Origin of the sequence: uncultured Pontibacter sp. (assembly GCF_947495565.1) — a bacterium.
Lineage (GTDB): Bacteria > Bacteroidota > Bacteroidia > Cytophagales > Hymenobacteraceae > Pontibacter.
Window position 1 is genome coordinate 1 of the sequence record NZ_CANLZM010000027.1, and the last position, 13,807, is coordinate 13,807.

Consider the following 13,807-nt stretch of genomic DNA (forward strand, 5'->3'; position numbering starts at 1 on the left):
ATTGTTTATCTGTAAGCTTCATGACAGATAAACAAATACCCCCTAAGGAAGGTCCATATTTATGAGATAGCTTCTAGGCTCTGCGGTCGCTGGCTTGGGTGCGTGTTCTCGGCCACCACCGATAAAAAGTTAGTATAAACCAAGGCCGTGCCTGCACCCAATAGAACGAGTGCCGAAACCAAAATAGGGTAAGAGCCGGCAAATAAAAGCAGGCCTATCGCCACACCCTGAATCATCATGCCCATACTCAGTAACTGCTTTTTGCAAAGCAAATCACACAGCTTTCCGGTTACCAACTGGCCCAACCCCCACACGACTAGGTAAATACCTGCCAGCAAACCAGTTTCGGTCAGGGAATATCCTTTTGTATTTAACAGTACCGGTAATAGTCCCCACAGGATGCCATCGTTCAGGTTGTTCACAAAACCGTTAAGCGTAACAGAACCCAAATTACCATGGCGCCAGGTAGTGTCTTTCCAGATGTTTTGTAGCAGCGGGATGTTGGTCTGCTTTGTTTCCGTCTGTACATGGCTGTGCGTATCACGCACCAGGAACACCGTCAGTAATAAGCCAATGATGGAGAAAGCAATACCCGGAATAAAAGCATAAGTTACTTCGCCTGTTGTAGAGGCAATGTAGCCTGCCAGAAACGCTACCAGCCCGACTGCCAGGTAGCCGGCAAATTCATTGATGCCCATGGCCAAGCCACGGTTCTTTTCACCCACCAGGTCAATTTTCATCACTACAGTAGCCGACCATGCCAATCCTTGGTTGATACCTAGTAGTAAATTTGCAAAGATCACCCACCACCAGGCATCGGCAAACAGCAGCAGCCAGGGCACGGGCAGGGCAAACATCCAGCCTATCAGCAGCAGCTGCCGGCGGGTATACTTGGTGGACAGCTTGCCCATCGCCAGGTTAGCACCCGATTTCGCCAGCCCAAAAGCCACGATAAACGACAAGAGCGCTGTGTGTCCGCTTATCCCGAAAGTTGTTTCGGCAAACTCCGGTATCACAGAGCGCTCCAAACCTACCATCGCGCCCACAAAGCCGTTTACGAGCACCAACAGCCAGAACCGCCTTGCATTCTCCCGTAAGCCGAGCTTTGTTTCCGATGGTTGTGCCATGTTGACACTGTAGTTTATGCCTTGCCTTTTAACACGTCAGAAAGCCACCGGCAGTTATGCCCGTGACTTTCACAACACACTCAACTCTTAGCCAATTTCTTAATGCGGTAGTCTGTCTTTGATAGCGCCATACAGATATGTGCCTGCTATGGCTCCACCTACCGCTATCAGGATCGCCCAGTACTGATATCCAATATTCACAAACATCGGTCCCGGACAAGCCCCAGTTAAGGCCCAGCCCAGTCCGAAGATGGTGCCCCCGATCAGGTAACGTGGAATAGACATTTCCTTTGGTGTAAAGACGATTGGGTTGCCCTGGTAATCACGCAGTTTATATTTCTTGATCACATAGGTAATAATTACGCCTAGTACTACGGCTGTACCTATGATGCCATACATGTGGAACGATTGGAAGCGGAACATCTCCTGGATACGGAACCACGATATGGCTTCCGATTTACTCATCACGATACCGAACAAGATGCCGGCAATTATAAATTTTAATCCTCTCACGGTATTTAATTCTTTGTTTTAACAATGGCTTTTTAATGGGTGCTTCTCTAGAAAATGACCGGTAACAAGATCCAGGTAGTGATCAGGCCACCAATAAAGAAACCGATAACAGCGATAAGTGAGGGCAGCTGCAGGTTTGACAACCCACTGATCGCGTGGCCCGAAGTACAACCCCCGGCATATCGTGCTCCGAAGCCTATGGCAAACCCACCGAGCAACAGAATCAGGAAACCTTTGAGCGTAAAGGCAGCTTCCAGGCTAAAGATTTCTTCCGGCTGTAGGTCATCAGGAGCAGATATACCAAGCGCACTTAAGTCTTGAATAGTGGCCTGTGAAATTTGTACGATCTCACCATTTGATAAAAATTCAGCAGAGACAAAACCACCGATAACAGAACCAACCAGAAACAACAGATTCCAGGTCTGGGAACGCCAGTCAAAATCGAAGAACTTCACATTGTTACCCGCCCCGCAGGCAGAGCAGATCGTACGCAGATTGGCTGACACACCAAATGATTTCCCAAAGAACAACAGCAGTACCATAACAAAGGCTATCACAATACCCGATGTATACCATGGCCACGGTTGACTTAAAAACTCTAACATTTATTAATCTTTTAATTTTGGTTTAGAAGATAGGGCAGGAGCCTGTTTTCAAACTCCCCACTCTTTCATTTTTATACTTTATTATCTTGGCCAGGCACCGATACCGCCTGCCAGGTTATAGGCTTTAAAGCCTTCTTTGCTCATGATGTTGCAGGCAGAACCGCTGCGACTTCCGCTGCGGCAGAACACGAAGTACTCTTTATTTTTGTCCATCGTTTTAAGTGCCTGCTGAAACTGTGAAGATGATACATCCAGGTTCTTAGCACCTTTGATAGAACCTCCGGCAAATTCACCGGCTGTACGCACATCCAGCAGCTCTGCTTTGGCTGCGTTCTGGTACCTGGTTTTGAAGGTTGATCCGTCCAGGTTTTCGTAGTTTTTGGGCTTTGATCCGAATATGTTAAACATGGCTCTTAATCTTTTAAATGCGTGATGAAATTCTATGATAGCACAAAGGTCGGGATAATAACAGCCTTTGTCTGTGACTTTGGTCACGCAGGGAAGAGAAGTTCTCTAAAACTCAAAGGCTGGCGCAGCATCGCACTGCGCCAGCTCTTCAAGGGTCTTTAACTATAAGAAACTACTTTAGCGTGCTCGGGCAAACAAAAGCAGTTTTGGGTACGCTGGTCTCAGCAATAGCCTTAAAACCACCAGCCACATTCACCACATTCTCATAGCCCCTGGCTTTCAGGATAGAAGTTGCGATCATAGAGCGGTAACCGCCAGCGCAGTGCAGGTACATGGTCTCATCTTTTGGCAGCTCAGCCAAATGCTCATTCAGGTAATCTAATGGGGCTGATTGTGCTGCTTCCACGTGTTCTGCCTGGAACTCGCCCGGCTTGCGCACATCTACAACTTTGATAGCATTATCCTGCTCAAAACGCTGTGCAAATGTCTCTGCTGATATTGAGTTGATAGCGTCTACTTCTTTGCCAGCCTGCTTCCAGGCATCCATTCCTCCATTCAGGTAACCGATAGTATAGTCGTAACCTACGCGTGCTAAACGGGTCACTACTTCTTCTTCACGGCCTTCATCAGTTATCAGCAATATCTGCTGTTTGATGTCCGGGATCAACGTGCCTACCCATGGGGCAAAGCCGCCATCTATACCAATATTGATTGCATTCGGTATAAAACCTGCTGCAAATGTTTCCGGGCTTCGAGTATCCAACACCAGGGCACCTGTCTCGTTGGCTGCCGCTTCAAACGCTTCCGGCGACAAGGCCTGCAGGCCTTGTTCCAGTACGTTTTCGATGTTGTCGTAGCCTTCCTTGTTCATCATCACGTTCAGCGGGAAATAACTTGGCGGCGGTGTCAGGCCATCTGTCACTTCCTTGATGAACTCTTCTTTAGTCATATCGGCACGAAGGGCGTAGTTCGTTTTTTTCTGGTTGCCCAGTGTATCGCTTGTTTCCTTGCTCATGTTCTTGCCGCAAGCCGATCCCGCCCCGTGTGCCGGGTAAACGATCACGTCATCCGCCAACGTCATGATCTTGTTGCGCAGCGAGTCATACAGGTGGCCTGCCAGTTGGTCTTGTGTTAAGTCAGATTTTGCAGCAAGGTCCGGACGTCCTACGTCTCCGATAAACAAGGTATCTCCCGAGAAGAGCGCATAGTCAATCCCGTTTTCATCTTTCAGCAGATAAGTGGTAGATTCCATCGTATGGCCTGGGGTGTGCAGTACTTTTATAGCGACATTACCTACTTTCAATTCTTCACCATCCTGAGCGATGTAGGCGTCATAGGTAGTCTTGGCATTTGGTCCGAATACGATCGTGGCACCCGAAGCTTTAGCTAAATCTACGTGACCTGAAACGAAGTCAGCATGGAAGTGTGTTTCCAATACATACTTAATAGTGGCATTGTCTTTTTCTGCTTTTTCCAAGTATGGTTTTATTTCGCGCAGCGGGTCGATAATTGCAGCTTCGCCATTGCTTTCGATGTAGTAAGCACCTTGTGCCAGGCAACCGGTATAAATCTGTTCTACTTTCATGGTAGCTAATTTTATAGTTTTTGTTTTTTAGTTTCTAAGTACTGTTGTCACCCTTTTACCTTTATGACATTACAAATTTCGGAATTACTGTAGCCTGTGTCTGTGACTTATATCACGCCGCCGGATTTAAGCGAAAAATATTTCTTTGATGATGATGTAGATGCCCATCATGAGCACAAACCATCCAAAAGAGGTTTTTAGCTTGTCGGCGTGTATCTTAGTGGACAGGAAAGACCCAATGAAGATGCCGACGATAGAAATAGCAGAGAAAATGCCCAGGAACGACCAGTCAATTTCATAATTGAATACGTCACCTAGAAAGCCGAACAGCGATTTTACGGCTATGATGAGCAGCGACGTACCTACGGCCATTTTCATATCCAGCTTACTGAAGAATACCAACGCCGGGATAATCAGGAAGCCACCTCCTGCACCAACAAGACCTGTCAATGTACCCACTACCAGGCCTTCAGCCAGAATGCCGCCATAGTTGAACTTCGGTTTAGGGTGCACTTCCTTTGGGTCCGTGTGCTCTAAATCCAGTTCGGTATCAATGTTCTCATCCACCACATCGGCTGTTTCAGCCGTCGCTTCTTTTTTCTTTTTAATCATAGAGATGGAAGCAAACACCATCAAGCCGGCAAACAAGAGCATTAATAGCACCCCCTTCGTTATGGCTAAATCACCTACTGTGAATAAATTTTCAGGTATGGCCGGTACCAGGTACCGCCGCGTGAGGTATACAGCAATTATAGACGGCAAGCCGAACACAACAGCTGTTTTCAGGCTCACCAAGCCTTTCTGGTAAAATTTATATGACCCAACTAAACTGGTTAGGCCAACTATAAACAAGGAGTAGGCAGTTGAGATAACCGGGCTAAGGCCAAGCAAATAAACCAGCACCGGCACAGTAAGAATAGAGCCACCACCCCCGATCAAACCAAGTGATAAGCCAATAAGCATAGCAGCGATGTAACCAAGTATTTCCATTTTCTTAAAAGTTTTATCTTAATTTCTGATACAAAAGTAGGGCGACTTGATAGGGAGTACAGTGACCGTTGTCACACAGGAAAAATTACTTTAAAAGGGCTAAAAATAAAGGCGACCTAAGAATTCCTCAGGTCGCCTTTTACTTTTATCTTTCTAACTAAACTATATCCAGGTCATGTACTTCGATGTAATTTCGATGCAGCGTGATTGCCCCGGTTTGCTCTAGTTTTTTCAGCAGCCTGGAGATCACCTCCCGGGAACTGCTAAGCTCATTGGCAATCTGCTGGTGCGATAGTTTTATTTCGTTTCCGCTTACTTTTACATGGCGTCGCAGGTAAAAAACAAGTCGCTCGTCTAAGGCTTTGAATGCTATGCTATCCAGTGCTTGCAGGAGTTCTTCAAAGCGTTGGCGGTAAGAAGCAATCACAAAGTTGTGCCAGGTTTTATACTTGGCCAGCCACAGCTCTGACAGGTGCGATGGTATCAGGATAACCTCGGACTTATCCACTGCTTTTGCCATGATTAGGCTCTTTTCGTTGCGGGCGGTACACATCATCGAAAGGGCGCAGGCATTCCCTGGTTCCAAGTAATACATCAAAAACTCATTACCTTCTTCGTCTTCGCGGTATACTTTCAGCAGACCTTTAGAAAGCAGCACAGTTGATTTAATGTACTGGCCGGTGCGCAACGCTTCTTCACCTTCTTTCAGGTGCTTAAAGGTGCTTTGTAGCAGTATCTCCTCCAGCAGGGGCTGCTCTAACTGTGAGAACTTCTGCAGTAACGTTTCTTTATCAAGACTTTCCATATTTTATCCTTTACGTTATCCCTGTTCAACAGGTCCGGTGGTATCTTTTTTGTGTTGTTTAGGCAGGGGCACGTTACAGCCTGATGGTCCGCAACAGCCTGTATTCGTAAGAGCCTGCCCGAAAAGCAAAATGGAGAATGCACCAACGAGCATATCGCTTGCCGCAATAGCCTGTATCAGCAGTACTGTACCTAGCGCCAGACGAATCCTGCGGGCCAGGTGCCAGCCAGTCAGGAGTTGATACTTTAGAGTCTTTATCATGCCTTTTCAGAAAAGCTGGGCGTTGTATCCTGATTCTGTTCTATTGCATCCTCTGGCTCTAACGCTGCCAGGTAGCGTTCCGCATCAAGCGCCGCCATACAGCCTGATCCAGCTGCCGTTACAGCTTGGCGGTACGTAAAGTCCTGTACGTCGCCACAGGCAAAAACACCATTAATGTTTGTCTTGGATGTACCTGGTATCGTTCGGATATAGCCGTTCTCATCTAGGTTCAGGTAATCGACAAATATGTCGGAGTTTGGTTTATGGCCAATGGCCACAAAGAAACCTTTCACTGGTATTTCCCGCGTTTCGTTAGTAACAGTGTTCTTTAACCTGACTCCTTCCACAGTATGCTCGCCTAGGATGTCATCTGTTACTGTATTCCAGAGGATCTCTATGTTGCGGGTTTTCAATACACGCTCCTGCATAATGGTAGAGGCACGCATCTCATCGCGGCGCACAATCATGTATACTTTGTTAGCCAGATTGGCCAGGTACGTTGCTTCTTCAGCCGCCGTGTCTCCCGCACCAACGATGGCCACATCCTGTCCCCGATAGAAGAAACCATCGCACACGGCACATGCCGATACGCCGCTGCCATTCAGGCGCGCCTCAGAATCAAGGCCCAACCATTTGGCAGATGCTCCGGTAGAGTTAATAACTGCTTCAGCTTCTATTACCTTTTGGTCGTCTATCGTTACTTGATGGGGTTTAGAAGAGAAATCGACAGCAGTAGCGGTGCCATAGCGTACGTCAGTACCAAAGCGCTCCGCCTGTCGCTTAAAATCCTCCATCATTTGCGGACCATTGATGCCGTCCGGGTAGCCGGGGTAATTTTCCACGTCGTTTGTGATGGTCAGCTGTACACCGGGCTGCAAGCCCTGATACAATACAGGTTTAAGGCCGGCTCTGGAAGCATAGATCGCAGCAGTATACCCAGCTGGACCGGAACCAATTATCAAAACTTTTACCTTTTCTGTTTCCATATGTATTCCTTACTGTTGTAAGATGCTTTCTTATCTTGATTATAAAATCTTAAATGTTCAGGTGATGACAGCAGCGAACCTGTTTAGAGTTTTTCCCATCTTTTAATTTTTCGAGCAAAAAGCACTGTAAGAGCCAGCAATTGGAGGGCCCTCCACTTGCTGGCTTTAGTTTCAAAGCGCACCAGCAGCGCCTTAAAGCTGTCAAGCCAAGCGCAGGCTTGCTCCACCACGTTTCTTCTTTTATAGAGCTGCTGGTCAAAATACACGTATTCTTCTCCCATCGTCCCGTTCCTGGGGTTGAAGGCAATGTTGGCCTCTACCTTGTAGCTTGAACAGATGCTTCGGAACTCCTGTGAGTCAAAGCCTGCATCAGCGTTCAAGAACAGTCCTTCTACTGCCAGCCCGGCCTCAGAGAGCATCTGAGTCAACTCGCCAAAGGCCTGCTCGATCTCAAACGCGTCATGGTGGTTGCCGGCCGCAGGGCAGGAGCAGGCCAGCAGCGTACCCGTGTCGTCGGCAAGAAACAGGCTGTTGCAGGTTCTGGCCGCTTTTCTGGCCTGATAGCCGATGCACTCGCCTCTGTTATTACAAACCGTCTGGCTGCCGCCCAACTGCACACTCGACAGGTTCACCAGCCTACGGTGCCTCTTGAGCAGGCAAACCCATGCCCGCCTGAAGCTGCCGTCATTTATCCATTCCTGGAAATGATGGTAGACACCCTGCCAACTCAGCCCTTGTCCCTGGAAAAACTCCTTCAAGGGGAGCTCGCGCCACTGGCAGCCTGTTTTGAGCCGGTATAAAATGGCTGACACTATCTCTGATGGGGCTGCATGTAGCCTGGGCCTCCTCTTGCCCTTACTTAAAAAAGGAACTATCCAGCGATTTATCGTATCTTCATCTAGAGCTGCCATGGAGTTAGAGTAAGGTGTAAAAGTGAGTCTGCAAACTCTTGTACACTTCTAATTCTTTGGCAGTTTCTTTAAACTCTAAACAGCTTCAGCTTATAAAAGCAAACTGTCATACTTTACAAAGGAAAGATTTTAAGCTATAGCTGTCTGTGATTTTTGTCACTAACAGGTAAGGGGAAAGAATATTGAAGTTACTTCATACCTACAGCAACTTCTTAAAACAGAAACTGCCTGTACCAACATAGTACAGGCAGTTGTCTTATTATTCTTTACTTCTTAGCTATAAATCTTCTGGATAGGATGACTCCTGCCACAGTACCATAAAGCGTGCTGTTCAGGGGGCTAGAACTGATCATACAGCTACCGTTACACCCATGAAAGGCGTAAAACAAATAACCTAGGATGGCACCAACAGTCATGCTCAATACCAGTTTAGTAGCGGCATTAAGCGAAAGCTTATTCAGTTTCATAAGGCCAGTTACCGATGCCCCCACTCAGGTTGTACAGTTTCGTAAAACTTTGCCCTGCCATATAGTTGCATGCCTGCGCACTTCTGTTGCCTGACCGGCAATAAAACACATACGGCTTGTCTTTATCACGTGCTTCTACCTTTTGCGAAAACTGGGCATCCATAAGGTCTATTACCTGTGCGCCTGGTATATTACCCTGGCTTACTTCCATTGAAGTACGAACATCTACCACAACGGCATCAGGCTGTTATTCCTGTAGCTTCTTCAGCTCTTCTCCGGTTATATCTTTATAGTTCATAATCTTTGATAGTTAAGGTAGGCAGGAGCCCCTTGAGCAGGGTCTCCGCTGTAATTTACTTATCTATAAGCTCTGTAACCGCTTCGCTCATGTCCAGCACCTTCACATCTGGCAGGGCAGATTCTACAATGCTGCTACCCGCTGCGGAACGGTAACCGCCGGCACAATGCACTACCACCGGTTTGTCGGTCGGAATCTCCTTTACTCTTTCACGTAGCTCTGGTAACGGAATGCTGATGGCATTGTCAAAGAACTTACCACTTTTTACTTCTGATTCGTTTCGGATGTCTACAATGGTGTAGTCATCTTTACTTTCTTCAAAAGCTGATCTGTCAAAGTTGTCGCTCGTTTCGCCATCCTGCTTGTCGTTTACAAAAGCCCCTTTTATCAGCAGTTCGTACCCAATCTTGCAAGCTTTAGAGATTAGTTCGTTCAGTTGTTCGTCGCTTTCACCTACCAGGTAATAGCTTTCGTTCGGGCCAACTATAGATCCAAGCCATGTTTCAAACTTGCCACCGTTCTGGATGTTGATGGCGCCTTTGTAGTGTCCTTTTTTGAACAGTTTTTCTGAGCGGGCATCTACGATCACAGCACCATCTTCCGGGGTATAGTTCTTCTCTAGTTTTACCACACCTTCCACGCTTGGTTTATAGTCAGGTGCGCCATGTTTGTTCAGGCTCACATCGTAGCCAAAGTATTTTGGTACAAAAGGCTGGTCTTCAGTCAACACTTTTACAAACTCGTCTTCACTCATCGGCTTCAGGGCATAGTTACCCAGCTTCTCGTCGCCGATGGTGCTGCTGTTGGCATCGCTCAGGCCTTTACCGCAAAGCGAGCCTGCGCCATGTGCCGGATATACCACCACATCATCGGCTAAATTCATCAGTTTTTCGCGGGTGCTCTTGTACATCTGGCGGGCGAGTTCTTCACGTTTAGCCGTTACATTACCAGCACTCTCACGCAAATCCGGGCGACCAACATCACCAATAAACAAGGTATCACCTGTAAACACAGCTTTATCTTTGCCTTCGTGCTCCAGCACAATGCTGATGGAGTCAGGGGAGTGGCCTGGTGTGTGCAATGACTTTAGTTTTACTTCTCCCAGCTGTAGTTCTGCGCCTTCGTCAAAAGCTTTGTGCGGGTAATCGGCACCAACCATGCTGTGGGTGTAAATAGTAGCTCCGGTTTTCTGGTGTATCTCCATGTGCGAACTTACAAAGTCCGCGTGCGGGTGCGTTTCTATCACACCTACAATTTTTGCATTGTGCTCTTTGGCATAACTATAGTATGGCTGCGGATCGCGGGCCGGGTCAATCAATATTACTTCCTTTGCGCTCTCGCTCAAGATTGCGTATGCATAGTGGGCTAAGCCCTTGTCTTCAAACTGTTTAATTTTCATAGGTTCTCTGCTATTTTATGATTGAACTAAATTCTGATACAAAATTAAAGTATACAATACCTAGGTTCAGTGATGTTTGTCACATAACTTATTGTACTGTATTAACTTATAGTCTGATACCTATAGTTGTATGGGACTACTGCATGTTAATTGCTGAAAAGCAGCCAATGAGCTCTTCTGATTTGTACATCAAAAGTTGAGCTGCGTGACAAAGTTTACATTATGGAAGTTGGTAGTGTAATACATAGCTTCTAGCGGCAGGTCTGTACCAGGCGATGTTCTTCCTACATAAAGTAACCGAAAGCTTAGTCCTCTCAGCACAGGTTTTGCCGGGCTATAGTTTATGTCGGCTAACCAGCCAATGTAAGGAACGGCTCCATACTTGTTATGCGTATAGTTCTCAGGGGCCGGCATCCAGGTTTTGGAAGCAGCTGCTTCTATAGATAGCCTATCAGACCATTGTCTTTTTACTTTCGCTACAAACAGGTCTGATTTACCTGTGCCTTCCATTCTGCCCCTGGAGAGTGTGGCGAAGAACTGCTCACGGCCCCATTCTCGTGGAAACAAGAAGCGCCCGTTTCCATCTATGTGCAGGTAATTGAGCGACATGTTCCAGTTATTTGGTTCATAAGCTATTTGTCCGCTTACCAGCCATTGTTGCTGATCAGGGAAATAGGTAAGCGTTTCTTCTGAGTTGCCCCCGTTGCCTGCCTGCACCTGGTACAGGCCTTCTATACCTGCTTTTACTTGCGGCACAATTTCTATAGTTGTCCGGCCGTAGCTGGTGTTCGAAACATTCTCGATCCAGTAGTTCCATACTTCAGCAGTAATGCTGTGCTTAACAGCCCCTGTATTTACCTGTAAACCTGTTACTGAAACACCTTTTGTTTCAGTATGGTGTGCATAACCGGATCGATTGCCTTGTGCATCAACACCCGCAGGAAAAGTACCTATGGATTCACCCGCTTTAAACCATTTTACTGTACTTCTGGGGGAGAAATGATCAAACCAGGCAAGCGTCAGCAATGCTTTTTCCTGTACTGGAAATTGAAGACAGATACCCTGAAAGGAGTAAGGTTTCATACGGGTATCCTGCGGGTTCATCAAGGGAGAAGTGAAGCTGAACCGACCAGCCTTTGCGTGCAGCCAATCTGCTTTATACTCTAGGTATAGCTCGTCCAGGCGGTCCAGGTCAGCTTTATTTTCCGGGTCTTCTACATCGAAAAGCTCTAGTTCCAGCTTAGGAAGTTTGCCTGTTACAGGATCCTGATGTGCCATGCCGGAAGAAAACAAGTTATAGGTAAACAGACCTGCAAACCCTACGGTGAACCTATGAAATGGGGCTGTTTTATAAGCTATTTCTGCACCGATGGCATTAGTGTAGTTATCAGATAGTTCTTTGTGGTTTAAGGTAGCCATAAAGTAATTTCGTACATGCCCATGCACGGTGCCTTTTGTAAAAAGCTCCTGCACGCTGTTTACCTGTACAGTGTCTGGTTGATGTGCTTTGTGATGTTTCTGGGCAGAAGCCGTACCCCAGCCAATGCTGGCAGCAAGCATAGCCGCCAGTTTAAATCTTTTACGCATTGTGTTTGGTGAAAAAAAGTTGTGCAGCCTGAGCTGCACATTGAAGAGAAAGGATATCAATTAAGATGATAGGTCATCAGAGGGCGGATGCAGTGGTTTACCAGCGTTTCAGCAACACTGCCATAGAACAAGTGACTGATGCCTTTTCTGCCATGCGTGCCTATCAATACCAGGTCCATTTCGGATACTTCGTTAAAGCTGCGGGCACCGGCCGGTACTTTATAGTTGTGGTGCAGGTGTAGTTCGTAATTTTGTAAGTTCAGCTGCTCCGCAAAATCCTGCATTTTACCTTTTAGTTGGTTTAACCTGGTTTCATCTCCTTTGTCTACGATCTGCAACAGGTGCAGCTTTGCGTTAAAGAGCTGCTGCAGCATTTTTATAGTGGCTACACTTTGCTCTGGTTGCTTTTCTACTTCAAAGTCTGCTACCCACAACAGGTTCTGGATAGGCGTGATGGCTGCATGTTTATGGACGGTGATAACCGGAACGTTGGTGTACCTAACCACATGCTGCGCTTCTGAGCCTGATACTTTCTCCAGCCAGCCATCAGCGCCGTCTGTACCCATAATCACCAAATCAATATTGTTATTGTTGGCATAATCAGTGAGCTTAGTTGTTAACCCACCAAACAAGATCTCACTGGTGAACCTGAAATCAACATGCTGTTTCAGATCTGTAAACATCTGTTCAGCCAGTTGTTGCTTTTGCTTTATTTCGCCTTTGTTTACTGTTTCTGATGCATCTACAGAGCCGGCCCATTCAGCGGAGTTTACTTCTATTACATGCACCAGGCGTGTGTTGATGGGTGTCTTGTCCATCAGAAAAGCCAGGAATTCGATCGCTCTGTACGACACCGGTGTAAAGTCAACCGGCACCATGATGTTCAATGTGTTATTCATTTGAGTAGTGGCTGTCAGCCTTTATGTTTTAGTTGTTTGCTTATTATGTTCTCTTATATATTCGCCTTCTTTTGAGCTACCATTCTGGTTACATAGCCCGCACCGCTGTGGTAAGTGCCTTCGCTCAGCTGTATCTCTACTTCACTTAGTTGTCTAATCTCCAGCATATTAAAGTCATCCTGTAACTTTTCGGCAGAGTAAAGCATATTCTCATCTTTAGGCCCGCCGGAACTATAGCTCAATTGGTTCGGGTGAAAAGCTTCCAGTATAACTGTACCGCCTGGCTTTAGCCACTTGATCACCATCTGATGCAGTTCTTGCCGCAGCGCATGCGGGAAGTGGGCGTAGATCAGTGCCACCGCATCCTGGCTCTCAGGTTTACAGTCAAAATTCATTGCATCTGTTACCTGGTAGTTTATAGTTACACCGCGCTGTTCTGCCAGTGCTGTAGCTTTTTTATAACCTGCTTTGCTGAAATCATATGCCGTAACCTGCCAGCCTTTCAGAGCCGCATACACTGCATTTCTACCTTCTCCTTCGGCCGGCAACAACAGCTTACCGGGCTGCAGGTGCTGTAGTTGTTCTCTGAAGAATTCGTTCGGGTCAGCGCCGTAAACCATCTGATCCTTGCTGTAGCGGTCGTTCCAGAAGTCTTTCATAGTTATGCTTTTTATGTTGATCAATACAAAAATGGGGTTTAGCCTGGCTTGGTTCAGTGACATTGGTTACACAAGCCATTTAATTTCAAACAGTAGGTATCCAGGCAATAAAAAAGGCTGCACTTTTCAGCACAGCCTTCTTATAATTTATAGTTGAGGAACCGTTAGAGTTTGTTTATCGCAGTTTTCAGCTTCTGACTCACTTCTTCTGCTAAAGAAGCAAGGTTCGGGTGGAATTGCAATAGTTTACTGGAGACTTTATCTTAGGCAGCCATACCTTGTTGGTATAACCATTCTTCATACTGGC

Annotated in this window: 16 protein-coding genes; all 16 read right to left on the reverse strand. The window is 46.6% G+C overall.

Annotation, left to right across the window (positions count from 1 at the left end; translation table 11 throughout):
- Positions 1-59: 59 nt before the first annotated feature.
- The 16 genes from Q1B04_RS19720 to Q1B04_RS19795 all read right to left on the reverse strand — a co-directional run bounded on the left by Q1B04_RS19720 (position 60) and on the right by Q1B04_RS19795 (position 13,500).
- Positions 60-1,127: an MFS transporter gene (locus Q1B04_RS19720; RefSeq protein ID WP_299762632.1), complete on the reverse strand. Its 1,068-nt coding sequence runs from the start codon at positions 1,125-1,127 to the stop codon at positions 60-62.
- A 99-nt stretch (positions 1,128-1,226) separates the two neighbouring features.
- The gene (locus Q1B04_RS19725; RefSeq protein ID WP_068840360.1) at positions 1,227-1,640 is read right to left on the reverse strand and encodes a DUF6691 family protein; all 414 of its coding nucleotides are present in this window, start codon (positions 1,638-1,640) and stop codon (positions 1,227-1,229) included.
- Positions 1,641-1,687: 47 nt separating this feature from the next.
- Positions 1,688-2,245, reverse strand: coding sequence for a YeeE/YedE thiosulfate transporter family protein (locus Q1B04_RS19730; protein ID WP_299762641.1), 558 nt, complete (start codon positions 2,243-2,245; stop codon positions 1,688-1,690).
- A gap of 81 nt (positions 2,246-2,326) precedes the next feature.
- A complete protein-coding gene (locus Q1B04_RS19735) occupies positions 2,327-2,653 on the reverse strand; it encodes a rhodanese-like domain-containing protein (protein ID WP_299762644.1) in 327 nt (108 codons plus the stop codon).
- Positions 2,654-2,825: 172 nt separating this feature from the next.
- Positions 2,826-4,238, reverse strand: a complete 1,413-nt coding sequence (locus Q1B04_RS19740) for an MBL fold metallo-hydrolase (protein ID WP_299762647.1) — start codon at positions 4,236-4,238, stop codon at positions 2,826-2,828.
- Between the two features lie 126 nt (positions 4,239-4,364).
- Positions 4,365-5,228 (reverse strand): sulfite exporter TauE/SafE family protein, encoded by an 864-nt coding sequence (locus Q1B04_RS19745; protein WP_299762651.1) that lies wholly within the window; start codon positions 5,226-5,228, stop codon positions 4,365-4,367.
- A 157-nt stretch (positions 5,229-5,385) separates the two neighbouring features.
- Positions 5,386-6,033, reverse strand: a complete 648-nt coding sequence (locus Q1B04_RS19750; RefSeq protein WP_299762657.1) for a Crp/Fnr family transcriptional regulator — start codon at positions 6,031-6,033, stop codon at positions 5,386-5,388.
- Between the two features lie 15 nt (positions 6,034-6,048).
- Positions 6,049-6,294: a hypothetical protein gene (locus Q1B04_RS19755; protein WP_299762660.1), complete on the reverse strand. Its 246-nt coding sequence runs from the start codon at positions 6,292-6,294 to the stop codon at positions 6,049-6,051.
- Positions 6,291-7,280: a thioredoxin-disulfide reductase gene (gene trxB / locus Q1B04_RS19760; protein WP_299762663.1), complete on the reverse strand. Its 990-nt coding sequence runs from the start codon at positions 7,278-7,280 to the stop codon at positions 6,291-6,293. The genes Q1B04_RS19755 and trxB overlap by 4 nt, the downstream gene beginning before the upstream one ends.
- Before the next feature lie 83 nt (positions 7,281-7,363).
- Positions 7,364-8,191, reverse strand: a complete 828-nt coding sequence (locus tag Q1B04_RS19765; protein WP_299762666.1) for an IS5 family transposase — start codon at positions 8,189-8,191, stop codon at positions 7,364-7,366.
- Between the two features lie 266 nt (positions 8,192-8,457).
- Positions 8,458-8,658, reverse strand: coding sequence for a hypothetical protein (locus tag Q1B04_RS19770; protein ID WP_299762669.1), 201 nt, complete (start codon positions 8,656-8,658; stop codon positions 8,458-8,460).
- On the reverse strand, positions 8,645-8,890 hold the full coding sequence (locus Q1B04_RS19775) for a rhodanese-like domain-containing protein (RefSeq protein ID WP_299762672.1): 246 nt from the start codon (positions 8,888-8,890) through the stop codon (positions 8,645-8,647). The genes Q1B04_RS19770 and Q1B04_RS19775 overlap by 14 nt, the downstream gene beginning before the upstream one ends.
- A gap of 121 nt (positions 8,891-9,011) precedes the next feature.
- Entirely contained in the window at positions 9,012-10,355 is a 1,344-nt protein-coding gene (locus Q1B04_RS19780; RefSeq protein WP_299762675.1) for a rhodanese-like domain-containing protein, read from the reverse strand.
- Between the two features lie 189 nt (positions 10,356-10,544).
- The gene (locus Q1B04_RS19785) at positions 10,545-11,942 is read right to left on the reverse strand and encodes a porin (RefSeq protein WP_299762678.1); all 1,398 of its coding nucleotides are present in this window, start codon (positions 11,940-11,942) and stop codon (positions 10,545-10,547) included.
- A gap of 56 nt (positions 11,943-11,998) precedes the next feature.
- Positions 11,999-12,841: a universal stress protein gene (locus tag Q1B04_RS19790; protein WP_299762681.1), complete on the reverse strand. Its 843-nt coding sequence runs from the start codon at positions 12,839-12,841 to the stop codon at positions 11,999-12,001.
- 53 nt (positions 12,842-12,894) lie between these two features.
- Positions 12,895-13,500: a class I SAM-dependent methyltransferase gene (locus tag Q1B04_RS19795; RefSeq protein ID WP_299762684.1), complete on the reverse strand. Its 606-nt coding sequence runs from the start codon at positions 13,498-13,500 to the stop codon at positions 12,895-12,897.
- Positions 13,501-13,807 lie beyond the last annotated feature (307 nt).

What these genes read in the sequence shown, in the direction of transcription:
- Q1B04_RS19730 (WP_299762641.1), bottom strand. Translation starts at nt 2,245, where the DNA reads ATGTTAGAGTTTTTAAGTCAACCGTGGCCATGGTATACATCGGGTATT.
- Q1B04_RS19795 (WP_299762684.1), bottom strand. Translation starts at nt 13,500, where the DNA reads ATGAAAGACTTCTGGAACGACCGCTACAGCAAGGATCAGATGGTTTAC.
- Q1B04_RS19785 (WP_299762678.1), bottom strand. Translation starts at nt 11,942, where the DNA reads ATGCGTAAAAGATTTAAACTGGCGGCTATGCTTGCTGCCAGCATTGGC.
- Q1B04_RS19755 (WP_299762660.1), bottom strand. Translation starts at nt 6,294, where the DNA reads ATGATAAAGACTCTAAAGTATCAACTCCTGACTGGCTGGCACCTGGCC.
- Q1B04_RS19765 (WP_299762666.1), bottom strand. Translation starts at nt 8,191, where the DNA reads ATGGCAGCTCTAGATGAAGATACGATAAATCGCTGGATAGTTCCTTTT.
- Q1B04_RS19790 (WP_299762681.1), bottom strand. Translation starts at nt 12,841, where the DNA reads ATGAATAACACATTGAACATCATGGTGCCGGTTGACTTTACACCGGTG.
- Q1B04_RS19780 (WP_299762675.1), bottom strand. Translation starts at nt 10,355, where the DNA reads ATGAAAATTAAACAGTTTGAAGACAAGGGCTTAGCCCACTATGCATAC.
- Q1B04_RS19720 (WP_299762632.1), bottom strand. Translation starts at nt 1,127, where the DNA reads ATGGCACAACCATCGGAAACAAAGCTCGGCTTACGGGAGAATGCAAGG.
- Q1B04_RS19750 (WP_299762657.1), bottom strand. Translation starts at nt 6,033, where the DNA reads ATGGAAAGTCTTGATAAAGAAACGTTACTGCAGAAGTTCTCACAGTTA.
- Q1B04_RS19770 (WP_299762669.1), bottom strand. Translation starts at nt 8,658, where the DNA reads ATGAAACTGAATAAGCTTTCGCTTAATGCCGCTACTAAACTGGTATTG.
- Q1B04_RS19735 (WP_299762644.1), bottom strand. Translation starts at nt 2,653, where the DNA reads ATGTTTAACATATTCGGATCAAAGCCCAAAAACTACGAAAACCTGGAC.
- Q1B04_RS19740 (WP_299762647.1), bottom strand. Translation starts at nt 4,238, where the DNA reads ATGAAAGTAGAACAGATTTATACCGGTTGCCTGGCACAAGGTGCTTAC.
- Q1B04_RS19745 (WP_299762651.1), bottom strand. Translation starts at nt 5,228, where the DNA reads ATGGAAATACTTGGTTACATCGCTGCTATGCTTATTGGCTTATCACTT.
- trxB (WP_299762663.1), bottom strand. Translation starts at nt 7,280, where the DNA reads ATGGAAACAGAAAAGGTAAAAGTTTTGATAATTGGTTCCGGTCCAGCT.